Source organism: Cellvibrio sp. PSBB006, from assembly GCF_002162135.1.
Taxonomy (GTDB): Bacteria; Pseudomonadota; Gammaproteobacteria; order Pseudomonadales; family Cellvibrionaceae; genus Cellvibrio.
The window spans coordinates 2,479,056-2,502,434 of sequence record NZ_CP021382.1 but is presented as its reverse complement, the minus strand read 5'-3'; the positions used below and the strand labels follow the sequence as shown (position 1 = coordinate 2,502,434).

The window sequence follows — 23,379 nt, the reverse complement described above, 5'->3', positions numbered from 1 at the left end:
ATTGTTCATGCGGGAATCAGTGAGTTTTTTTCGTGTTATACCTCTGTGTACGTTAGTGGCAATGCCGGCAGCGGCGCAGACGGATTTATTTTCCATGGGCGCGTCGGTACGACAATTGTGGGACAGCAATTACGAACGTACGCCTGAGGAAAATTCGGAACGCATCACCATGTCATCGGCGTTTGTCTCGCTGGATAAAACGCTGAGTCGTCAGCGTTTTATCGCGCGGTGGCAATTGTCTCACTATGATCATGCTGAACGCCCCGATCTGGATGCAACGCTCAATGAAGGGCGTGTTACCTGGCAGGGTCAATGGGGCAACCGGTTGAAGTCGCGCCTCGAATGGATGCGCGATTCTTACCCTGTCGATCGCCTGGAATTTCGCGACAAGGATATTGTGAAGCGCGATGAAGCCCACGCCTTGATCAGTTATGGCGCCGGCCATCGTTTGACCTTGGGTGTTGGTGGTCGTCAGGCCGAACAAACTCACTCTAATGGCCTGCGTGAAGGACTGGACTTTGAAGAAGACGAAGGTTACTTCGAGGCGGGTTACAAAACCGGTATTCAATCGACGTTATTCTTGCGCGTTCGCTACGGTGAACGTATTTATCCCAACCAGCAAATAGGTTTGCCGGTCGATGATCCGGATGTTGATCCGGGTACGTTGGAGCCCTATGAAGATCTGGATTTTGACTACCAGCAAGCGGAACTGGAAACAGTCTGGGAAACTTCTGCCAAAACCAATCTGACGGCAACACTCGGTTACTTCAATCGCGATGGTGTGGTGAACGATGGCACTGGTGTGCTCGCGATACTGGAAGCTAATTGGGCGATGACAGAAAAAACCGAATTCAATGGCGGCTATTCCTATCGTGAACAAGCCGTCGGTGAAACGTCTGACTCACCCGCAGGCACGCACACCGTATTTGTTGGCACAGAGTGGCAATGGACACCCAAGATAAGCGTGGGTGCCGATGTTAATGTTATTAGACAAAATTATCAGGACGACAGCCCCGGCCCTGACCGCGACGAAACGGTTTATAGCATTTCACCCTTGCAAATGGTTTATGAATTTTCCGAACAGTTCTCTATTCGTCTGGATACCCGCTGGGTCGACCGTGATTCACCTTTGGCGTATCGGACCTACACGTCTTCCCAGGCTATTTTGGGATTATCGTTTCGTTATTAATTTGTTGAGCGTAATTTATCGCCGCTCTTATTTCCGTTAAGGAGCAAACGTGTTAGCAAAGTTATCAACACTCGCCAAAAACCTTACCCAAGCGTCACCCCTGGTGGGACGTTTGCCTTATCCCCATGTGGATTTATTTCATTGGTCACCTGACAACGGCAATGTGAATTTCGGTGATCGACTTTCCGACATTGTGACGCGCCAGATGCTGGCGTTCCACGGATTAAGCCTTGACGATCAAGTCCGCGATCCGGCGCGCCTGTTAGCGATAGGGTCTATCCTGCATTTTGCCCAGACCGGTGACAACGTGTGGGGCTCGGGCTGGAATGGCAAAATTCCGGAGAAAGAATTCACCGCAGGCGATTTAAAAGTGCATGCCGTACGCGGCCCTTTGACTGCTGAGTTTTTGCGCAAGCGCGGCATTGTTGTGCCGGACGTCTACGGTGATCCGGCATTGCTTCTGCCGTATATCTTCAAGAATCGTTTCGTGGCTACCGCTGAAGACGATTACGTCGTCGTGCCCAACCTGCATGACCTGGCGTTGGTCAATGATCATCCCAAACTGGTGTCGCCATTGTGGGGTTGGAATATTGTTATTAATAAAATTCTGAAAGCAAAGTTTGTGTTGGCCAGTTCACTCCACGGTTTAATTATTGCCGAAGCCTTCGGCATCCCGGCCCGTTACGTACGCTTGTCGCAAACGGAAGATTTGTTTAAATACAAAGACTACCACCTGGGAAGTGGAAGAACGGAAGCTGAGTTCAGCTTCGCTACATCTTTACAAGAAGGTTTGGAAATGGGAGGTGCTCCTGCTATTCGCTATGATCATACAGCTTTGATGTATGCGTTTCCGCTGGAATTGTGGAATTAGCAATATCGGGTTGATGCAGTTTTTCTGGGTGAGGGAGCTTCATGTTAATGCGTTATGAAGGATTACATTATGGAAAAGTTAGCGATCTCTGTAGGACGTATGCTTGGCAGCATACGCAACAAATCTGAAACAACCGGGGCAGGCGTTGCTGTTGATCAGCGCGCGTTAATTATCCCGCCGACCGTGCCGGGCAGCTTGGGTGATTCGGCAATGATCTCCGCTACGGCGGGTATCCTGCGGGATAAAGGTTTCTGGCAAGTTGATCTTATGTCCGGAAAAACCTGGGACCTGGATGAAAAAATAGATCGCAGAATCAAATCCGAACGTTATTTTTACAAACGCTCACCGCTACAACATGCGCTGCTGGTGTCCTGCTTACCTGGTTATGCTGAGTTCTACATGATTGGTGCAGACGTCATTGACGGTTCATACAATCTCAAATCCATCACCGGCCGTCTGGCCTTATTTTCCGAGGCTGCCCGGCTCGGCAGAAAAGCAACCCTGCTTGGTTCAAGTTTTAGTAAAAAAGCCCAGGAACCTACCCGGAAAATTTTGCGGGAAATGCCGGACAACGTGACGATTTGTGCGCGCGATCCTTACTCCAAACAGCGCATGGAGGAAATGCTGAACCGACCTATTCGACAAGTAGCTGACTTGGCTTTCCTGGTTGCACCCAGACCCGGATGGCCGTCAGCTATCAGTGCTACAGCCTGGATTCATGAGCGCCGCAAAGCGGGTGATCAGGTTATCGGCTTAAATGCCAATTTTCTCCACGCCGAGCGAAACAAAGATATTCCGGCGGCCTTACAAGTGCTGGTGAAAAAATTATTGGAACATAATATTTCACTGCTGTTAGTTCCGCACGATACGCGTTCCAGCAAACCCGATGAAGCGGTTCTTCTGGACGCCGTATCTGCCGTGGAAGAGAAGGATCGTGCGCGTCTTTATTTGCTGCCGCCGGAAAGTCCGGGCGCTGTTCGTGCGGTGCTGGCCGAGCTGGATATGCTTGTGACCGGGCGTATGCACGCGGCTATCCTGGCCATGAGTGGCGGTACACCAACCTTCAGTTTTGCTTATCAGGATAAATTTGAAGGCTTGCTGCAGCTATTCGATCTGGAGCACCAGGAGTTGCTGTCGTCACCGGAAGAATTAGCGACGGACCCCAAACGTGTTGCGGATCGGGTGATTTCTCTGCTCAATGACAAAGAGCGTCTTGGTGAGCATATCGGGCAACACCTACCCGGTGTAATTGACTTGGCTAAACGCAACTTTTTATAAGGAAAATTTGGCTTATAAGGAAAATTAGGCTAATAAGGAAAACTAGACTAATAAGCAACGTTAGACCTCTTGCGGATTTGATTTCTACGGCTTCCTTGATTATTTCTGTCTATAATTTTTTCGTCATGACGGAGAATACTTACATTCTGAGTAATCTCCGTCCCTTTGCCAGTACAGGTCTGAATTTTTGCGGCACCATATCCTGTCCCTCGTTTAAAAAATTGCGTGTCTCTTTGCGAAAGACAGTGATCATCAGTGCGGCATAAAGGGTGGCGCCCGCAAGACAAAGTATCAGAAGGCTCGTGATCGCCGGCAGGTCATCGGGCAGGTAGAACCTGATAAGAGATACCAGCGCAAACATAATCACCGCGGCGATAAAAGACGCGGCAACAGAGCGCATGACGAACAGGATATTTATCCCGAACACTTTTCTGAAGAAATACATATTAAAAAATATAGTCAGGTAACTACGCACAGCAAAACCATAAGCGGCGGCAATCAATCCGTAGGATACGGACACTAGTCCCAGACCACAGTTAATCACAAAGACAACACTGGCCAACGCCATAACCATGCGCGAGTTGCCGCTGGCGGTTAGTGCCGCATTGATTTGAAAACCGATAACCAATGGCGCAGTACCCAGGGCGAGGATGGTCATGATCTGGCCGCTGAGCGCCCATTTTTCACCAAACGCAAAGATAATAAATTCCGGTCCTATGGCTGCCGCGCCGAAGAAGATCGGAAAGGTGATGTAGGCGCTGATCTTGATGACACGTAAGGTGCCAGCCGCCTGCTGATCGCGCTCAGGAATGCGTGACAGTGCCGACAAGACGGTCTGTTCAAACGGTTTGAGTACAATTTCCTGCAAGATAAACAGCGCGCGTCCGCCGACGCGAAAAAACCCGAGTGCCGCTGGCCCGACCATCACCCCGATCAACACTTCAAAAATCTTTGAACTGATATTGCCGATCAATTGTGCAGCCATCAGAGGCGACGAGAATTTCAGCAGTTGTTTGCAATCCTCTTTGGAAAATACCAGGCGTGGTACCCAGCGTGAAGCAGTCAGGGTAAACAGGGTGATGACACTGTGGTTGATCAATTGTTGCCACACCAGTGCCCAGACACCGAAACCTTTGATCGCGAGAAAAATACCCACCGCGCCGGACAACAAACCCGCGACCACCATGCGTATTGCGATGACCTGAAATGCAAATTCCCGCTTCAACTTTCCTTCGTGGACTGCCTTGGCGCCTTCGATAAAAAAGATAACCGACAGAACTTCCAGGATTGGCCCGGCATCGGGCTCGTAATAGGCTTCCACCAAGGGTACACCGATAAAGAAAATCAGTGTGCTGATTAATAACGCAAAAACCATATTGAGGTGAAAGCAGGTGGAGGCGTAAACATCGTCCCACAATTGGCGTTGCACAATGGCCTGGGGAAAACCGGCGTTGACGATGATCTTGCCCGCCTCTACCACAATCAATGCAAAAGCCACCAAGCCAATTTCAGCCGGCGCGAGGATGCGGGAAAGGACAATAAAAATCAGAAAGCTGACGACACTGTTACCACTGGCCGCCGCGCTCATCCAGACTGTACTGCGGCCCAAACGTTGTTTTAAGGTCATGTAGGTTTATCGATCAGAAAAAGAAATAAAAAAATAACACGGCGGGCCGGTTATAAACGCTGATACAACTTCACGGTTGCATCGGCCAGATGATCCCAGTTGTATTCATCCAGCGGGCATACAGCGGGGCGCTCAGCAGTTTCCAGTTGCGCAATCGCCTGCTGCAAGGTTTGTGTCTGAAAATCGTCGCGGTAACTGTGTATCCATTGTTCGCCGAGTTGTTTTTGTAATACCACCATGGCGCCGATGTGCGGTGCAATCACCGGTTTGTCGAACGACAGGGCCAGCAAGAGCGCGCCCGAATTAAAGATCGCCTTGTAGGGCAGGACAACAATGTCGGCGGCGCTCAGATAAGTGTGTAATTCATTGTCCGGAATGAACCGCAAAAACACGTGCACATCGGGATTGCTTTCGGCGAGGTGCTTGATGTCATTCGCCAGCGCGCTGGTTTCCGGGCTCCCGGCCACCACCAGTGTGTATTGTTCAAGCTGTGCCTGGTTAAACACTTTAATCAGGTTGTCGACATTTTTATAGGGTTTGATCATGCCGAAAAACAACAGCACTTTTTTATCGGGCAGCAATCCCAGCGTAGCCTTGGCTTGTTGTTGATCAATGGCGGCGGGATAAGAATTACGATAATGGCCGTGGGGGATAATGGCATATTTCAGCTGTTGCGGTGCCTGATACTGTTTGAAGAACGCATTCTTGCTGTCTTCGCTCATAAAGATTAAACCGTCGCAACGCTGGATAAACCAATTCATAAAGCGCTGGGATAACGCCGGGCGAAACGCGTCGTGGGGTGCGACATTGTGTGCGGTCCATACCACCTTGGTGCCTTTTAATTTCAGCAGGGTAATGATCAACACAAACAGCGCAATACGCTGCCAGGCCTTAAAAAAACCGCGCTCATTCATGTAGCCATCGGGCCAATGGAAATGCACGATATCGTAAGGTTCCAGCACCGCCTTGCGGTGTGAATACTCGTCAACCGGTACGCCCAATTTCTGCATCTCGCGGTAGAGCAAAGCGTTGTAGGGATTAACCCGTTCATTGGAAAAAGCCGGTGAAGCAAGTATGCGCATCGCGTGCGTGGCTCCGCTACTTTTATCGCGACCCTTTACATAAAGTGGTTCGCTGTTTGATGAGGTTTGCATGCTCAATCCTGTACCGGTACCCGGGTGGGTTGTTGTTTGCCGGCGCGCAGGCACAGTGCCAGAAACACAGCGATGTCGATGGTGTAACGCCGCATCAGGCGCGTGGGCTCAAGGCATAAACGATACAGCCATTCGAGTCGCAGGCTTTGCACCAAGCGCGGTGCGCGGGGTTTATCACCGGCGAGAAAATCCAGCAGCGCGCCGACGCCGATAAATACCGTCGCCGTGGTGTGCTGACGGTTGTCGAGAATCCATTGCTCCTGCATGGGATTGCCCATGGCGACCAACACAATATTGGCCTCGGCGGCGTTGATGGCGGTGATCACCTTTTCAGGATCGCGCCCCTGTTCATAGCCGTCGCAGGTGCCGACCACCTCGACATCAAAATCTTTTTTTAACGTGTCCGCCGCGCGCTGCGCAATGCCGGGTTTACCGCCAAATAAAAATACCCGCGCTTTGCCGCGCACACTGTGCAAATACTGCGGCGTAAAATCAGTGCCGTTCAGGTTCTGCGGAAATTTGCGGCGATGCACCAGCCAGGTAGCGATATCCACGCCGATGCCGTCGTTGACGATCAGGGTGCGCTGCTCGTTCATGGCCTCTTTCATCGGCTGGCATTTAACGATGAAGTTGGTGTTGGCAAAAAACAGTGTGTGTGTTTCACCGGTTTCCAATGCGCGTTGTAATTGCTGTGCGAGTTCGGTTGCTGTCGTGCGCAGCAAGGGAAAGCCGCCCAGCGACAAGGTGTCTGGCGATGGGTTTACTGACATATTCATGCAGTCATCTCCGTATCGCGAAAGAATTGCGGGGTAAGCATGCGTTCTGTTACTTCGCCCCAGCTCAACACCTGCCGTGTAACCAACGGCTGCACCGGGCTCAGTGCGCGATTGATGGCCTGTTCGATCGAATCGCCATCGCCAATCTCGTAGCCGAAACGGGTCGGGTAATCCGCCGCAATAAATGTCGGGCAGATCGCCGGTAATTTAAAAAATTCGTATTGAATTAATTTCAGCGAGGTATCGCGCAAATAAGCCGGTAAATTGGTGCTGGAATAGGGCGCAATACCGATGCGCGCGTGTTTGATGTAACGCAGTGTCTGCGCGAAAGGCATCTCACCATACACGGTAACGTTATCGCCGTACTCCGGATGACGCGGATGCCCCGAGCCGATCACATGAAAATGGATCTGCGGAAAACGTTTGGACGCGAGCACAAAAAAGCTGGGATCAAACAACATGGAACCCACGGATACCGCGTGAATACCCTCGCCTTCATAGGGCGATGGATCAGCTTTCTCCGCGACGGAATGATCAATACCGTGAGGAACAAAAATCAAATTGTGGCGACTGGGAATACTGTCCACCAATGCTCTGGACGGTAGGGCGATAGTATTGATGTCGCCAGCGATACGCGCGAAAGCATCATTGACATACTCGGCCACGTTGATGGCTTCCAGCGAATCCGACGCGCGATACAAAATTTTAGCGGAAGGATTTAACTGTTTAATCAAATCAAAAAATACCGGTGCGACACCGCTTTCCAACAGGATGACCGTCGCGTCCTTGATCCACTGGCGCAACACATTGTTACGCCCCTGGCTGTACCAACGATACATGATGCTCTCCGCCGGGCGCAGCCAGGAACGCCGCGTGTTGAACGGGTGGATCATGGTCTTCCACAAATAACATTCCACACCCTGATGGGTGGCGATGCGATTGGCCTGGTCATCCAGCGACAAACGCGGGTCGGCGGTGTAACGCGAGAGCATGCTGTAACGCAGTGAAAAAAATCGCGTCGGTCCGCGCTTGGCCAATTCATTGGTAATGAAATGGATACTCGCCTTGCGCGGAGAGCGATAGTCGTGCGCTGAAAGCACCAGGAAATTATCCGTCGCGGTAGACGGTTGTTCCTTAACAGCGGCTTGCGAATTCATAGGCAGGCTCCCATAGCGTGCGAAAAATTAATTCACCGGTTCCGGCGGATTAGGTGGATTTTCAACATAGAAATGATCTTTCAGCGGTTTCCACTGCAAGGAGGGTGTTGCGGCGTTGGTGTTCAACGCAAAGGGATAGTCGCCCCACCAGCCGCCAGCAGCCCAGTAGCTCCAACCTTTCCACACCGGCCCTTCCATTAGTGACAGGATACGTTCCAACACCTGCAAACATTCTTCGGTGGTGGCCATGCCGAATTCGCCGAGGAACAGTTGCTGATTATGTTCCGCGGCCCAGGCGCTGATGCGTTCGAACCTGGGATCAAAATGATCTGGCGGATGGCAGTCGATCTTGGTGCCGGAATACCACTCATCGGCGTACTGATGCACTTCAATGGTGGTGCGCTTGAGCGGATCTTTCAGGTCCGCGAATTCCGCTGCATTGGTGGTGTCGCCCTTGGGTTTGAACCAATCGTGTAAACCGCTCCAGCCGCCGCCGCCGACAAATATGCGGTTGGTGGCGCCTTCATCGCGCAGGGTTTTCAGGGTGCGTTTGGCCAGGTCGGCCCAGCTATCTACCGGCATATGCGCCGGCTCGTTCATCAGACCGAAGATAGTTTGGGTCGGATCGGTAAACTCATCTGCAAGGCGCTTCCACAAGTCGACAAACGCATCTTCCAGGGCGGGCTTTTCTTTGAAGGACTCGCCGTAATACTGGGCATAGTTATGCACATCCAGCAGGACGCATAACCCCTCGGCGCTGGCTTTGCTAACGGTATTTTTCAACCGTTTGAGTTCGTCGGCATTGAGGGCTTTGTTCGCTTCCGGCTGTATGCGTTCCCAGCGGAAGGGCAGGCGAATGATGTTGGCGCCCTGGGCGGCGATGTACGCCAGTTCCGAGTCTTTCGGGTAGGTGTAATCCTTGAAGATCACGCCCGGTAAACGCTTCGAATTAAACTCGGCACCGGCAATATTGACGCCGGTGAGGCGTGGTGAACTCAGGCAATTATTCGCATGGGCAGTGGACACCGTGAGCAACAATGCCAAGGGTGCGCAGATAACAAGGTGGATAAGGGATTTCATGACGGTCGACCTCCTAACTTGTCGTACAACTCCAGGTAGCGATCAGCTACTCTGGGCCAGGCGTACTGCCGGGAGAAAGACATGGCAATGCGCCGCCGCGCCAGATAGGCATCCTGCCCCTCCGCATGAAGTTGCAGGAGGCTGTCTATGGCGGCATCCGGGGATGCATCGGTATTGATAGTGAAGCCCAGACCGGAGCGCTTAGCCAAGCGCTGGAATGGAGGAATATCAGAAAGGATGGGCGTCAGCCCGGCGCTCATGCCTTCAATGGGCGCGATGCCGAAACCCTCATGGCGCGACAGGCAGAGAAAATAACTGGCCTGCTGCAACAGGGTGCGGATCTGCTCATCGCTGGGGTTGGCCACCAGTTGTACGTGATCCTTGATCCCCAGTTCGGCAACCCGCGTTTGCAGCTCGGAGAGGCTGTGATCATATTCGCGCCCGGCAATAATCAGCTGCCAGCACGGGTCGCGCGCCTTGAGTCTGGCGATCAGTTGCAGGGATTCCACCAACCCTTTGTTGGACGACCAGCGTCCGAAATACATCAAGGTCGGCTGCAGGCTGAGGGACGCCTGGTCGTGGTACTTGTCCACATCCACGCCGTTTTCAATCACCTGCAATTTAGGCCCGCTCATGATACGGCTGAATAGCTGGCCGTCATTGGCACTGGTGGCTACCACCTGGCTGTAGGCCTTGGCCGACAATCGGGTAACTGTCTTGAAATAGGCCTGCTTGGCGCGGGAGGCAAAGCTGGTATGGAAGAAGCCGCCGTGGGTCGACAACACCAGCGGGCGACGGTGCCACCACTTGGTCAGCGCCAGAAAGTCATAGAAGAAATCCACACCGTGTACATGCACCACATCGGTAGAACCCAACTGGCCGAGGATACTCGGGCACAGCGGATAGCGGCTGGAACCGTAGTAAGGCAGCCGCACCACCTCCACGCCACCGATCTCTTCGCGCTCCGGCAACCGCTGGCTGGTATTACGGAACAAGCGGTCCAGCGTGATGATGCGGGTTGCCTGTTGCCCCGTGCGCGCCTGATGCAGGGCAATGTTACGCACCACTTCTTCCATGCCGCCGATAGACGGCAAATACTGGCGAACAATATGGGTGACGTTAATAGACATCCTTCCTCCGGGTGGCTTGGGTTTGGGGCGCCTGGGAATAGGCTTCGTGGAACTGGTTGACGCGCTTTATCAAGGGTTGGGCTGAGGGGCTTTCCGGCGCCGGATTGCGCAGGGTGCAGCCCACCAGGAACCAGAGCAGGGCAGCGGTTTTGAAGGCAAATAACGAGGTGCCGCTAACGCAGAGGATCAAGGCGATATACACCGAGACAAAGGCGCGAAAACGCTGGCCGCGCGCATCGGGAATCTTGAGCAGCCACAGGCTGAACCACAGCAACAGACACAGCGGCAGACTGAAGGTGGACAGCACATAGGCATAACCCATATCCGCAAAATTCTCACCCGGTGCCGCGCCCAACAGCGTTGCTACATCAAATTCCGCCAGCGCCCAGCCACTGATGGCCAGACGCCCCAGGAAGGTGTCGCCGATGCGTTCATCGATCATCGCCCCGGCCACCATCACAATGGCAATGGCGCCGAAGGGCGCAAGAATCGCGAGGTACAGACCTTTGCCACTCAGCACCATGCGCATCGCTACCATCAGCGATACCGACATCAGCGCGAAGCGCGAATCGGAGAGCACCATCAGCACCACGGCGGCACAGACAAAGAAGATGCCCTCGCGCCAGTCGTCTTTATCGCGGCTCAGGCCCCAGGCGGCGGTGATCGCCGCAAAGTTGCCGAGCGACACAGGTTCAAGAAACACCGAGGACACCCGGTGGCTGCCCAACAGACCGGGTAGCAGCGTGCGGCCGATGCCTTCGGGGCGAATCCCGTTCATTTGCAGCTTGCTGTCGCGCACATACTCGGTGATGACCTGCAGGTTACCGATGTTCACGTAGTAGCCGAAGATGTTGAAAAATTGGGTGTAGAGGTCGAGCAGGAAAAACTCGAACAGCCCCATGGTCAGCACTACTGTGAAGGCATAGGTCAGGGCGCGATCCGCCAGTTCAGGGCGGCCAATATTGCAGCCGAGCCAGAAGAACGCCAGCGGGATGAGCAAGTCGCGGAAGGCCTTGATTTCAAGCTCACCACTGAGCAGGGTCAGCAGGCAGAGCAGGGCGCCCATCAGCGCCAGGATGACGATCACACCGGGTAACAGACGGCGCACCAACAAGGGCAGGCAGGCGGCCAGGATAATCGCTTCGGCCAAACCGACCATGGCGCGGGAGACGGAAAAGACCTGGGTATTGATCAGGCACAACAGCGCCTGGTAAGACACGGCAGCCACCAGAATACCCAACACCAGACGCTGCTCGAACACCTGCTCGGCAGAGGTATCCCTCATCAGCGAATTACCCGTCGGTACTGGCGAGGCCAGCAGGCCGGGCGGTGATTGGTACCGTGCAAATCCCATCCTGAATTCTCCCGCAATGGGCCTTAGTGGCGCAGTGCCACACCGACGACGCGGACGCCCACGCCCCAGAGGTTGGCGCAGAGCTTTTCCAGATCTTTCATCCGCGAACTGTGTTGCTGGGCGATTAACAATGCCGCGCCGGCTTGCGCCGCCACTAACTGGGCATCACGGTTGCGCGCCATGGGCGGTGTGCTGATCAGGGTGATATCGAAACGATTGGACAGTTCGCCCACATAATCGCGGTAATTCCTGCCCGACAGCAGTTCCTGGGGATTGGGCGCCTGGGTGCCGGCAGGCAACAGCCACAGCGATTGCAGGGCTGCCACAGTTAACGGCTGGATGCGCGCGCGGTCCGCCAGCAAGTCCGATAAACCCGGATGGCGGCCGTCCACGCCGAACAATTTATGCAGTTGCGGCTCGCGCAGATTGCTGTCGATCAGCAATGTGCGCAGACCCAACTGGGAAAAGACGATAGCCAGATTGGCGGTCGTGCGGGCAATGGTCTCGGCCTCGTTCGCGCCGACCACAGCCAGACTGAGGTTGGGCGCGGTATTGAAATAGCGCAGCATCAATTCGCTGCGCAGGCTGCGCAAGGCTTCTACCTCGCTGCTTTCGGGCCTGAATATGGCCGTGAGCGAAGGCGCGAGCCGGCTGGCGGCATCGGGTACGGCGGTGTAGGCAAATTGCCGGGCGAGTACCGAGCGGATATCCGCCGGGCTGACCAGCCCGAGCAACAGCGCCGCTTCACCAAAGCGAATGCCCCGCTCGTTTTGCAGGGTGATGATGGCTTTGAGGTCGGCGGCGGTGATCTTGCCGTTATCCACCAGCATGTGGCCCATCTTGACGCGCGTACTGGGGACTTGCAGGTCGTCGGTTGTAGCCTGTGCCAGGTTGTTCATCGCTTGATCTCCCTTTTGGACCAATTCCGCTCCAGAGGTATATAAGCCAACACCGGTATGCCGAGACTGGCTTCCAGTTCTTCGCCGCTGCGCACTCGCCGATCAATCCACTCCCAGCACAAGGCGACCGCCGTACCCAACAACAAGCCGAAAACCATGGCAATGAGCAGGTTTAGCGCCGGCTTGGGTTCGGTGGGTTTGCTGGGGATCGCAGCGGTGTTGAGGATGGCGACATCCGTGAGTGCAATACGGCTTTCCAGTTTGGTCTGGGAAGCCCGCGCCAGCGCTGCATCATAGGCAGCCTGGGCGTTATCAACTTCCTGACGTAAGAGGGTGAGTTGGTTGCGATTGCGGTTCAATTGCAGCACATGTTCTTTTTGTGCGGCGACCTCGGCCTTTAACTGCTCCTCGCGGCTTTGTGACAGTTCAACCGAGGAGCGCAGACTGCCGCCCACCAGTTTGAGGGTGCGCTGTAACTGGGTTTGCAGGGCATCCACTTCGCGCTGGGCCTGGCGATACTGGGGGTGATTGCTGCCGACCTGGGAGCCAATCTCGGCCATGCGCGCTTGGGCCTGGGACAATTCGTCAGAGATCTTCTGTACCTGGGGATTGGTCAGCACATGTTCCGGCAGGGCGCCGGGCTTGCTGCCATCCAGTTGTTTGCTGCGACTTTGTTCATCGAGCCGCTGCCCCTGTACCACCAGCAACATGGAGGACAACTCCGCCAGCTTTTCGCTCTCCAGATCCAGGCGATCACTGGACGCGATGATGTTGTGTTCTTCCTGATAAGCCGCCAGCGTATTCTGCCGGTCCACCAGGTTTTCGCGCAGGGACGCCAGTTGCAGGTCGTACCACTGGGTGATTTGTTTGGCCGGTTCAATGCGCAGTTCCAGGTTGGTCTGGATATAAGCCTGGGCAAAGGCATCGGCGATGCGGGCGGCCAGTTCCGGGTTCCGCGCCTTAAAGGAAATACTCAACACGCTGCTGTCGCGCTGGGGAGTGACTGCCAGCCCGGTCTTGAGGTAATAGAGCAGCCAGCCGCGCGAGGGCAGGGGTTCAGTGCTGGCCGCACGAAATTCCGGTTGCAGGGCCGGCTCTTCAATCAGGTTGAGCTGATCAATCACCTTGTTGGCGACATTGCGGCTGCGGATGATATCGGCCTGGGTGGCGATATAGCCGGACAGCATCCGCGCCGGCAGGGATTCACCACTGATGGGGTCCTGCCCTTTGCCATCAATGATCAATTCCGTGGCGGCTGTGTAGGACTTGGGTGTTTGTAAGGTGACTACGCCTGCAACCACTACGGCGATCAGGGTGAGGCCGGCGATGGTTATCCATCGCGCGCTCAAAATGCGTAAAAGTGCCGCCAGGTTCATACTGCTGACTCCCTAAAAAAGACTTTCCTGAATAACCAATACATCGCCGTCCATGACCGGATCATCGGGTTGGGCCCGCAACTCTTTGGCTGAACCATCGGGCTGCCGGCGATAAAGTTTCACGGCCTTGGCGTTGGCGCGCGCGGTGGGGCCGCCGCCGACACCCAGTGCCTGCATCACGTTGAGTTTACGATCGAGGGGATACATGCCCGGCGAGCGCACCTCACCGCTGAGATAAAACCGGCCCGCTACCGGCACGTAAATGGTGTCGCCATTCTTCATCCACACCACTGGCTGATCTTCTGCCTGATGATTCAACAACTGCTGCAGGTCGTATTCGTAACGTTCCTGCTTACCGTTTTTGTCGGTGCGGATCAGGATCAGGCGTTCGCTGCCGGTTTCTGCCACACCGCCGGCGAAGGCCAGGGCATCGGTTAAAGAAGTCGGACCTTCAAGCACCAGTTTTCCGGGGCTGTTTACTTTGCCCAGAATGGCAATCGATTGGCTGCGGTACTTGGTGATCAGGATATTGACGTGGGCATCCTGCAAAAAATCACCGCGCACATAATGGTCAGCGATCATCCGCGCGGCGTCGGCGCTGCTGCGGCCAGCGAGCTGCACGCTGCCCAATAACGGAATTTCCAGCGTGCCATCACCACTGATTTGCCCTTCGGTCGTGAGGTCGGGTTGGTTGTAAACGGTCAGACGAATTTCATCGCCCGGACCCATTAAATAACGGCTTTGCGCGTGGGCGTTGGCAACTGCCATGCAGATCAGGACGCCCCATACTACTGTTCGAAAAAAATCCTTCATGGGTTTTCCTTAGTGGCGTTAATGGCCTTTCCCCGTGTTAACGACGACTTTGCATAGCAATACCTATGCAAAAGAAAGGCCGCTTCGGGAGTGCTGGAGAAAAGGAGTGCCGTTTTACATCAATCACCGGAACACAATGTGAATAAGTGTGAAAGAGTTACCACTCTTTGCGTATTCCGCTGTCGTTGCATCGATGTAACAACACAGGTTTGAAGTTAGTGTGAGCCTTTTGTCTTACAGCCGTGTGTAAGCTACCGCTTCGGGTTTAATTGCTTCCGTGCGTAAGCTAACACTTAACTGACGCATGATTTATTTTGTGCGCCAAGTCCGTGAGTCAGCGGGGTGCGTGCGCACAATGAATGTGCGTGATGGCATGAAAGAGAGCGGTTATGCTGCAGCGACAAGAAGAAAAAAACAGGATGAATAATAAAATTTCTGAACAGATTTTTTATCTTGCATAGCGAATAAACGTTTAATGCGAATGGTTGGTACGTCGGTGTCCATCATCCGTGTCGTTAACCAGCGCGGTGCCTTTTTCAATGATTGACAGGATCTGCGCCAACTCCACCGGTTTCACCAGATGGTGATTAAAGCCGGCACTGCGGGATAGATCGCGATCTTTATCCTGGCCCCAACCGGTAACGGCAACCAGAACGCATTGGTGTGTTTCCGGAAACTGGCGTAACAAGCGTGCCAGATCATAACCATTCAACCCCGGCATGCCGATGTCGAGAAAGGCAAACTCGGGCATAAAATTGCGCGCGATATGTTGGGCGGTTGAGCCTTCATGGGCTGTGCGGACATCGTGGCCCATTGCACTGAGCAGTGTGGCCATGGTTGCGACGTAATCCACATTGTCATCCACCAATAAAATGCGGCGCGGCGCTTGTTTGTGTGCGGTGGTGGCGGGCGATTTTTCAGACGTGGCAAAAGGTGCTGTTGCACTGGCTAAATACACGCGAAAACTGCTACCCAAACCGGGCCCGCCGCTGTGGGCGACCAATTGTCCGCTGTGCAGTTCTACCAGGCGTTTTGCCAATGCCAGACCAACGCCCAGGCCGGCGTGCGTGCGCTCAAGGGTTTGGTCAACCTGGGTGAACATATGGAAAATATTGTCGAGCATATCCGGCGCCAGACCGATGCCATTATCGGTGACTTCCACGACGACTTTATCGTCTATTAATTGCCCGCTGAAGCTGATCAGCCCGCCGCGATTCGTGTACTTGGCGGCGTTGTTCAAAAGGTTGGAAAATACCTGCGCAAGGCGAATCGGGTCGGCATCGATATACAGTGATTCTTCCGGCATATTCACGCTGAGTTGATGGCCACAATTTTCAATAAAACCGCGGCTGGCTTCTACAGCATCGCGCATGATGGATTGCACATCGATGCGTGTTTTGCTGATGGTTAATTTCCCGGTCGTAATACGCGAAACATCCAACAGGTCATCCACCAGTCGCACCATTTGTTTGAGCTGGCGCTCCATAACGGACTTTGCGTTGGCGGCAATGGCGGGGTTGGTATCTTTAGCGCGGAGTATGTGTAAGCCGTTGATGAGGGGCGCGAGCGGATTGCGCAATTCATGGGCGAGGGTTGCCAGGAATTCATCTTTGCGGCGATCTGCCAATCGCAAGGCATCTTCAGCCGCTTTGCGCTCGGTCATTTCGTGTTCCAGCGATTGATTCGATGCTTCCAATGCTCTGGCCCGGCGCTCGACTTCGCTGAGCATGTCATTGAAGGCATCCACCAGCACGCCAATTTCATCCTCCGTAAATTTTTTCGCACGCAGGGAGAAGTCGCGGCTCTGCATCACTTGGCGAGCAACGTTGGTCACGGCGAAGATCGGTTTGGTGACCGCGCCGCGCAACCAGATGGCGACCAACAGCGCCAGCCCCAAACTGGAAATCAACACGCCCACGAGGATGATGGCGTAACCCACCAGGCGGGCGCCTAACTCGTACCGGGCGTGAATATAAACCGCGCCGAGAGGCAGGTCGTTTTTTACAATCTGCTGCCAAACCTGAATACGATTACTGTCAATGATGGTTTCATTGTTTGTTTGCGGTTGTGGCGGTGGGGTAGATTCCAGCTCGCCGTCGTTCGTATATTCCGCAAAGATCGCACCGGTATTGTCGTACAGCACCGCTCGCAGAATCATCGGGCGGGTGCGCAATAAGTCCAGGTTTTCCTTGCCCGTCGCCGGGTCATTAAATTCCAATGCCGGGGTGCTGACTTCCGCAATGATATTGGCCTGGGTTGTCAGATCCTTGATCACGCTGTCGCGGTAGGTGCTCAGGTCATAGGCGAGCATGACAATCGCATAAGCCACCAGGGCCGTCAGCGTGGTGGCCATAATGACCAGCATCAGACGGTTGGAGATTGACCGTTTGGCGATATGCATCATTGGGACGTCTCCTGTTCTACGGTCAAGGCGACTGAGAGCAACCGGGCACTGAGCTTGAGGTTGTTGCGGCGCGCATCGGAAAGCGACACATCGAAACCGATACGGTCGTTCAGCAGGCGGAGGTTGATGGTGCTGCCGGGCACCAGCCCCTGGTCATTTTCCGTCACGATCAAAATCGCCTGCTGCTCGGCCATTTGGGCCAGTTGAGGCAGGTGATGTTCTGCATTGCGCCCGACAAAAACAATATGAGGTTCGTCGATACGATCAACGAAGCGGGTCTTGAACACGTTAATAGCGCGGTCGTTAGAATTGCGCTCACGGGTAATGACTCGCAATTCATTACCAATGTCATTGGCATCCAACAGCCAGATGCGATAGGGCGATTGAGGTGCATCAAAGGACTCGACAGGCCACTCAGTGTAGTCGAGAAATTTAAACAGCATGGCGGCTTTGATCTGGATTTCCGCCGAGTCGGTTGCGTTCTCGGCGTTGGCCACATGGAGTGATCCGCAGACGATCAACACCGCGAGATAAACCAGGCGGGATAACCATTTTCGTCTGGGGGACCGATCTTCAGTGTGGTCGCACATCGTTAACATGATCAATGTTTTACAGATCCCAAATTAATTTGCCGTAGAGCGCACGCTCATATTCGCTACGACCGGGCGAAGCGCCAAATTCCGGGTGCGAGTGATCGGTAAGATTCTGCCCCACCAGTGAAATTTCGAGGTGTGGGCTGATCTCCCATGCTACACGGACATCCAGCGCCGTGTAAGCCGGCACTTGTGAACCCTCAAGTTCATCCACATAGCGCAGGGTTGAATCAATCGTTACGTGTGACGACAGATCATAAGACGAACGGATAGAGGAATAGAAGTCCGGGTCCTCGCTGGCCAACCCGGTGGTGTTGGAAATATCGGTGCTGCCGGGCTCCAGGTACACATCAAACGTCTGCGTCACCAGGCTGGCATGCAACCGCCAGTTATGCACGGGCTGCCAACTGCCCCAGATTTCCATACCGTAGGTGTCTGCTTTTGCCTGGTTTTCAAAGACATAACCGGTGGCTGGGTCATTCAGCTCCAGGGTGCGCAATTTATCGTATTCACTATAAAACGCCGTGATTGACCAGGACATCTGCGCGACAGGTTGTTGGCGATAACCCAGTTCGTAAACACTGGCAGTTTCCGATTCAAAATCGGGGCCGCCGGCAATCAAATATTGGGGAACGCCATCGACAACCGGCGGGTTGGCGGGGCTATAAAAATCCCGGTCGATGCGTGAAGGCGTGCGTACAGCACGGGACGCCTTGGTCCATATCAGCTGGTTATGTCCCGGCGTCCAACCCAATTGAATAGCGGGCAAGGTTTCCCAGCCGGTGAAGGGATTATCCTCCCACTTGGCGCCGATTGTCAGCTCCAGGTTTCGGGTCAATTTGATTTCATCCTGAATAAACACATTGCGCCATTGCATGTTCAGGTCTTCAGGCAGGAACGCAAAAAATACATCGTTATCGACATGGTCCGACATGTAGCGATAACCGCCGCCCCACATAAACATCTGCCGCTCGCCAATCAAACACTCGTGTTGCAATTCCAGGTCGATGGTATTCAGGTGTTGCACGAAGGCGTTGGGTTGATGGCGTTGGGTATGATCAACATAAGCCTGGAAGGTCAACCGGGAACCCGGCGCGAACTCGCGGCTGGCGCGTCCGAGAATATTGGCGCCGCTGATTTTTATGTCGTCGGTGCCGGCCTGATGCAGTCGGCCGCTGTAGGCGTCGCCCTGCAAGGTGTAGTGATCATCATAGCCCTCCCAGTCTGCGCGAAAACCGGTCTGGCTGCGCTCCCAACCGGTATGGGTGGAAATCCCGCCCGCCGTTTCGGTGTCATCGTGACGACTGTGCTTCGCATAGATGCGATAAAAACCATCGTTGGTCAATTCACCGCCGTGACGCACAGCGGCCTGTTGCTCATGCACACTGCCGCCCACGGAAATCAGTTCACCCTGCGTGTCTTCCGCCGAGCGCGTGACGATATTCACCACACCGTTTACCGCATTGGCACCCCACAGGCTGCCGCCTGGCCCGCTGATAACCTCGATGCGATCCAGGTCAGCCAGCATGACATCCTGCGCATCCCAGTACACGCCGGAGAATAAGGGTGAATACACACTGCGTCCGTCGATCAAGACCAATAATTTATTGGCGAAAGCGCTGTTAAATCCGCGCGCGGTAATCGCGTAATTGCGCGCATCCAATCGCGCCACTTGCAGGTTGGGTGCCAGACGCAAGGCTTCTGGCAAGGTGGTGGAGCCTGAGCGGCGAATATCCTGTTCGGTAATAACGAAAACGGATGCCGGTTCATTAGCCAGCGGTTTAGGCTTTTTTGAAACAGAAGTAACACGCAGTTCTGCCAACTGTTCGAGTGACAGATCGGCAAGTGTGGCGGCTGCCTGTGATGAATGTATTACGCCCGCGCATATAAATGTGACAACCCATATCGCCTTGGGAAGAAGGTGGCGATGGTAAAAGTTTGAGTGCCGATATGTCGGATGAATTTTCATAGAGATAATAATCGGAGCCATCGCCGGTGAACCAGATTGGCGCTTTAAGTTGCAAAAAGAGATTTACTGTCAGCGAAAAATATTTTCATTATCTGTGTCCGTCTGATGATCATAGAGCATTCGGCCAATAGGTCAACGTTTTGATAATGAAAGAAATTATTCATTAGCGAGGCGGTTGTAGAAAATTCATTAAGGAGTGCGGTGACTCTTCGGGTAGTGAAAATTGTTTTGGGATTTCTGATCGAAGCTGATGTGTCTCGTCCAGTAAAGAGTGCTCTGCGAAAGTTCACAATTTTAGTGTGCTGGTAAAAAGTTATTTCGGCCGGACACCAAACGGAAAAAGACCGAAAACAAGCCGGCCCCTATCGCAAAAGAACTAACCTGAACTACTGCACCCCATCGGCATCTTCGCCAGCGCTGTGAAATAACGAAGCATGTTGTTTCTCGCTCACCTTGTTGCGAAAACGAATTTTTTGGTAGTGGGGTGATTATCGAGATTGGGATGTGACGAAGGGTGGGGCGACAGATGTGATAGTAATAATCTTATGAGAACCGGTAAATTTTCTAAGTACCTGATACTGATAGGGCATTGGATGCATAGAAGGGACTGTAATTAAATCTGTGTAACGGTTTATCCTTCTCTTAGGTCGGGGCAATGATAAACTATTACGCAGATTTAATTACAGTATCGGAAACCTATTTGGGGTCCCAACGATTTTATGTTGATACTTTTCCCATTTTTCCGCGCATCCTTTCTGTTGGCTACTCTTTTGTTTCGATAAATCTGACGTAACATTGACCTACTTCGTTTTTGCTGTTGTCATCTACCGAAAGCGTTACCCTTTTTCCTGCCATTTTTGCGGCTAATGCCATTGAGTATGATCTATCGCCCGAGGTGCCAGTCCGAAAAGCGGCTATCACTAAACCCTCTGCGGAGAGCGGGCAGGTACCTGCTGACTCAAAGCCATTAAGAATGATAATGTCGGAGTCGATCTGATATTCGATGACTGCTAATCTTAAAATGGTGTCGGTGTGTTTAAACGTAGCAGCGAAGCCTAATGTCGGAATCAATAAAAGGATAAAAGCTAAATTTTTCATGATTATTACCTCTTTTATGAAAGAGTGTTTAAAACAAGGCTTTAGAAGTTAACGTCGACTCGATATACCTTGGGGTGATCTGCGAAACAATCTGCTATGCCCAATGTGACGGTTTTTTGTGCTACTGCGGCTGCTATCGCTAAGGAATACATTTCTCTCTTTTCTATGGTGCCTACTTCAAAGTTTATGATTGCCCTGCTTTTTGAAGCTAGGCAATTTTCTTGTGCATGAGTGAATGGTGGTTCGAAGTACACAACGGCATAATCGTCATATGCTGACATTTTTGTTATGGTGACTTGGTGTGTGGTTTCATTGGCTGCATGTGCAGCAATAGAGAATATTAGTAGTGCAAATGGAATTAGTTTTTTCATAGTGTCTTTTCTCGATAGATATAAAAAATTACTTCATGATGGTGTAGTTTGGTTTAACGTAATGAGGGCGGGTTGCGCAGGTCTCGCCATTATCACTGTTCATGTAAATTAGCAGGGGCTTTTCTGCAACTTTGGCGCTTAACACAAGAGAGGATGCTGCATCGCTATTGTTGCAAAGCCAGTTGTCTGAACCGGTAATTTTAAAGGCAAGTTGCTTTTTTCCATTCCCGTCTGTGCAGTTAGGGTGATCTCCCATGACCCATGTGACTGTCCCGGTACAACTAATATCTGCAGCAAGAGTTTGGAATGAATTGGCTGATAACACTAAAATAACTGCTTTAAAAAAGACGGAGTTGTTTGGAAAGGGTAACATTGATAATTCCTTTTTAATCCTGGATAAATTTGCAAGCTATAACTTTTCTTAGGAATATCCCTTAAAAGATCAGAGCTTTAGTTCCCCTTCTGTCTGGCAGTACTAAGACTTCTCCAGTCTAATATGCTTAATGGCTGGTAGTCCTTCATGGCATCCCGAAACTGTCATGCTGACTCTTTTATTTGCTATTTGTGCGGAAAGTAATAACGAATAAATTTTATCGGAGCTTGGGTGTGAATTTGGCAGGATGAAGTAATCACTTCTGCCACAATTATCAGGATCGGCTAAATTTTCGTGTTTTATTACTACCCCGGTATGGGATGCGTGGAAGTAAATTGCATTAACCTCTCCCGCTGAAATATATCCATCTGCGCTAGCCGCTGAGCTAATAATCAGTGCTGGTATTAATAATTTAATAGATTTTTTCATATGACGTCTTCCTTGTGGCTAAAGGGTTGTTTAAGCAGGCTTTTTCCATCTTTTGCATAAAGAGGCCGCTCCAGTACAACTTGAGGTTCGATACTAAATAGATGGATGGTGCTTCATAAAAAAGGTCAGTAGGCGTTAACCTGCTGACCCTTGTCGCATATGGTAGCTAGAGGCGGACTTGAACCGCCGACCCCAGCATTATATGAGTCCCGTGTACCGAGGCATATTAAACCACAATATCAGTTAAAACAGCAACTTAAAGCCATTGCAACCTGATTGAACCATGGGCTTTGAGAAAAACTGGTGAGTTGGTTAGTGACTGTCATACAGTTTAGTTGGCGGAGAATTGATCCTAGAGTTTTGTGAAGTTATAATTCGCGCACTTTTAAAAGGAGCTTTCAAAAATGCTTGTCCGACTGATATTCGCTACCCTCATCCTCTGTGCCTCTGCCGTATCTCACGCTGATCTGATTGATTTCGAAGGCTACGCCCCCGCAACCCAACTTGGCGGTTATTCTATCTCTACATCCGATTTTCCGCTTCAACATGGTGACTTCTACACCTATTCGCCAATAAACAGTAGCTCAATCTGGAATGAGACCAGTTTTTATGTCCAAAACGGGATCTATCCCGATTCAGGCTCCGATTGGCTTGCCACTTCTTCTTTGGGGATCGAGCTCGCTGGTGGAGGGGTCTTTTCACTGTTAAGCGCTGATATCGCAGAGTCGTTTTATTTTATGCATCCCACCAATAACATTTTGACCTATATGTTAATCAATTCAGAAGATCAGTTTGTTCAGGGGGTGCTGGGCCTTGATGAAATCTTTGGCTTTGAAGCAGTTCAGTTTGGTTCGGTATTTTCTAATATTCGCCAGATAATCATCAGTGCTGACGCCGCTTTTGCGATTGACAATGTTGTTGTAACTAGAACAGTTCCTGCTCCGTCGACTATCGCATTGCTGTTTTTGGGTGTCGCCGCGCTAGTCTTCGCTCGTCGCCGTCAAAATAATTAAAAACTCGCTATCTCTGTTTTGCTTCTTTAAAGAGTCCGTCTTTCTACGAGCCTCGCTTCTTGACCAGCTGCGGCTCAAAGCTGCCTTCACGATCACGGGGTGTGTTGAGCTGGAATTCGCCGTCTTCGGTTTTCAGCGTTTTTGTCGTATGGCCATTGCGGCTATTGGTGGAGGTGGATTTCTGGTGTTTTTCATAACCGAGGTGGACATCCAACTCGCCGTTGAGAGCGGCCTCAACGGCGACCTTGGTCAGCATCTGGGTAAAGTAACTCAGATCCTTTTCGGTATTCATGTGTTTCGTCGCTTCACAGGCGAAGGCTTCGAGGTCTTTCGGGTTCATACTGTTTATCCTTCCCTTCGGAGGGTTAATGATAAACAGTTACACAGATTTAATTACAGTCTCATGCTACTGCTACTAAGATCCA

Annotated in this window: 22 protein-coding genes; 4 read left to right on the top strand and 18 right to left on the bottom strand. The window is 52.4% G+C overall.

All coding sequences use genetic code 11. The annotated features are described in order from the left end of the window. Positions 1–7: 7 nt before the first annotated feature. From CBR65_RS10445 to CBR65_RS10435, 3 genes are all read left to right on the top strand, one after another. Positions 8–1,189, top strand: a complete 1,182-nt coding sequence (locus CBR65_RS10445) for an outer membrane beta-barrel protein (protein WP_087466793.1) — start codon at positions 8–10, stop codon at positions 1,187–1,189. A 49-nt stretch (positions 1,190–1,238) separates the two neighbouring features. Continuing rightward, positions 1,239–2,060 (top strand): polysaccharide pyruvyl transferase family protein, encoded by an 822-nt coding sequence (locus tag CBR65_RS10440; protein WP_087466792.1) that lies wholly within the window; start codon positions 1,239–1,241, stop codon positions 2,058–2,060. Positions 2,061–2,129: 69 nt separating this feature from the next. Beyond that, positions 2,130–3,338: a polysaccharide pyruvyl transferase family protein gene (locus CBR65_RS10435; RefSeq protein WP_157672035.1), complete on the top strand. Its 1,209-nt coding sequence runs from the start codon at positions 2,130–2,132 to the stop codon at positions 3,336–3,338. 139 nt (positions 3,339–3,477) lie between these two features. On the opposite strand, the gene CBR65_RS10430 is transcribed toward CBR65_RS10435, so the two are convergent. The 17 genes from CBR65_RS10430 to CBR65_RS22085 all read right to left on the bottom strand — a co-directional run bounded on the left by CBR65_RS10430 (position 3,478) and on the right by CBR65_RS22085 (position 21,941). Next, positions 3,478–4,965 (bottom strand): lipopolysaccharide biosynthesis protein, encoded by a 1,488-nt coding sequence (locus CBR65_RS10430; protein WP_087466790.1) that lies wholly within the window; start codon positions 4,963–4,965, stop codon positions 3,478–3,480. 50 nt (positions 4,966–5,015) lie between these two features. Continuing rightward, a complete protein-coding gene (locus tag CBR65_RS10425) occupies positions 5,016–6,119 on the bottom strand; it encodes a glycosyltransferase (protein ID WP_232461411.1) in 1,104 nt (367 codons plus the stop codon). A 2-nt stretch (positions 6,120–6,121) separates the two neighbouring features. Further along, the gene (locus tag CBR65_RS10420; RefSeq protein WP_232461410.1) at positions 6,122–6,895 is read right to left on the bottom strand and encodes a WecB/TagA/CpsF family glycosyltransferase; all 774 of its coding nucleotides are present in this window, start codon (positions 6,893–6,895) and stop codon (positions 6,122–6,124) included. Next, a complete protein-coding gene (locus CBR65_RS10415) occupies positions 6,892–8,052 on the bottom strand; it encodes a glycosyltransferase (RefSeq protein ID WP_087466789.1) in 1,161 nt (386 codons plus the stop codon). The genes CBR65_RS10420 and CBR65_RS10415 overlap by 4 nt, the downstream gene beginning before the upstream one ends. A gap of 27 nt (positions 8,053–8,079) precedes the next feature. After that, entirely contained in the window at positions 8,080–9,132 is a 1,053-nt protein-coding gene (locus CBR65_RS10410) for a glycoside hydrolase family 5 protein (RefSeq protein WP_087466788.1), read from the bottom strand. Beyond that, entirely contained in the window at positions 9,129–10,262 is a 1,134-nt protein-coding gene (locus tag CBR65_RS10405; RefSeq protein WP_232461409.1) for a glycosyltransferase family 4 protein, read from the bottom strand. Before CBR65_RS10405 ends, CBR65_RS10410 begins: the two co-directional genes overlap by 4 nt. Next, positions 10,252–11,616: a polysaccharide biosynthesis protein GumE gene (locus CBR65_RS10400; RefSeq protein ID WP_198300935.1), complete on the bottom strand. Its 1,365-nt coding sequence runs from the start codon at positions 11,614–11,616 to the stop codon at positions 10,252–10,254. The genes CBR65_RS10405 and CBR65_RS10400 overlap by 11 nt, the downstream gene beginning before the upstream one ends. Before the next feature lie 23 nt (positions 11,617–11,639). Further along, positions 11,640–12,515 carry a polysaccharide biosynthesis tyrosine autokinase gene (locus tag CBR65_RS10395; RefSeq protein ID WP_087466787.1) on the bottom strand — a complete coding sequence of 292 codons (876 nt, stop codon included), beginning with the start codon at positions 12,513–12,515 and terminating at the stop codon, positions 11,640–11,642. Next, positions 12,512–13,891, bottom strand: a complete 1,380-nt coding sequence (gene epsF, locus CBR65_RS10390; protein WP_087466786.1) for a chain length determinant protein EpsF — start codon at positions 13,889–13,891, stop codon at positions 12,512–12,514. The genes CBR65_RS10395 and epsF overlap by 4 nt, the downstream gene beginning before the upstream one ends. A gap of 12 nt (positions 13,892–13,903) precedes the next feature. Next, positions 13,904–14,704 (bottom strand): SLBB domain-containing protein, encoded by an 801-nt coding sequence (locus CBR65_RS10385; protein ID WP_087466785.1) that lies wholly within the window; start codon positions 14,702–14,704, stop codon positions 13,904–13,906. Positions 14,705–15,176: 472 nt separating this feature from the next. Further along, positions 15,177–17,108 carry an ATP-binding protein gene (locus CBR65_RS10380; protein ID WP_087466784.1) on the bottom strand — a complete coding sequence of 644 codons (1,932 nt, stop codon included), beginning with the start codon at positions 17,106–17,108 and terminating at the stop codon, positions 15,177–15,179. Continuing rightward, positions 17,105–17,707 carry a YfiR family protein gene (locus CBR65_RS10375; RefSeq protein ID WP_087466783.1) on the bottom strand — a complete coding sequence of 201 codons (603 nt, stop codon included), beginning with the start codon at positions 17,705–17,707 and terminating at the stop codon, positions 17,105–17,107. Before CBR65_RS10375 ends, CBR65_RS10380 begins: the two co-directional genes overlap by 4 nt. A 10-nt stretch (positions 17,708–17,717) precedes the next feature. Then, positions 17,718–19,691 (bottom strand): TonB-dependent siderophore receptor, encoded by a 1,974-nt coding sequence (locus CBR65_RS10370; RefSeq protein ID WP_087466782.1) that lies wholly within the window; start codon positions 19,689–19,691, stop codon positions 17,718–17,720. 741 nt (positions 19,692–20,432) lie between these two features. Beyond that, positions 20,433–20,768 carry a hypothetical protein gene (locus CBR65_RS10365; RefSeq protein WP_087466781.1) on the bottom strand — a complete coding sequence of 112 codons (336 nt, stop codon included), beginning with the start codon at positions 20,766–20,768 and terminating at the stop codon, positions 20,433–20,435. A gap of 41 nt (positions 20,769–20,809) precedes the next feature. After that, positions 20,810–21,139 (bottom strand): hypothetical protein, encoded by a 330-nt coding sequence (locus CBR65_RS10360; RefSeq protein ID WP_087466780.1) that lies wholly within the window; start codon positions 21,137–21,139, stop codon positions 20,810–20,812. A gap of 28 nt (positions 21,140–21,167) precedes the next feature. Beyond that, positions 21,168–21,512 (bottom strand): hypothetical protein, encoded by a 345-nt coding sequence (locus tag CBR65_RS10355; RefSeq protein WP_087466779.1) that lies wholly within the window; start codon positions 21,510–21,512, stop codon positions 21,168–21,170. Between the two features lie 102 nt (positions 21,513–21,614). Further along, complete coding sequence (locus CBR65_RS22085; protein ID WP_157672034.1) at positions 21,615–21,941, bottom strand: hypothetical protein; 327 nt, start codon at positions 21,939–21,941, stop codon at positions 21,615–21,617. Between the two features lie 404 nt (positions 21,942–22,345). Between CBR65_RS22085 and CBR65_RS10350 the strand changes: the two genes are divergently transcribed. Next, complete coding sequence (locus CBR65_RS10350; protein ID WP_087466778.1) at positions 22,346–22,954, top strand: PEP-CTERM sorting domain-containing protein; 609 nt, start codon at positions 22,346–22,348, stop codon at positions 22,952–22,954. A gap of 43 nt (positions 22,955–22,997) precedes the next feature. On the opposite strand, the gene CBR65_RS10345 is transcribed toward CBR65_RS10350, so the two are convergent. Continuing rightward, positions 22,998–23,294: a transposase gene (locus tag CBR65_RS10345; protein WP_198300934.1), complete on the bottom strand. Its 297-nt coding sequence runs from the start codon at positions 23,292–23,294 to the stop codon at positions 22,998–23,000. Between the last annotated feature and the right edge of the window lie 85 nt (positions 23,295–23,379).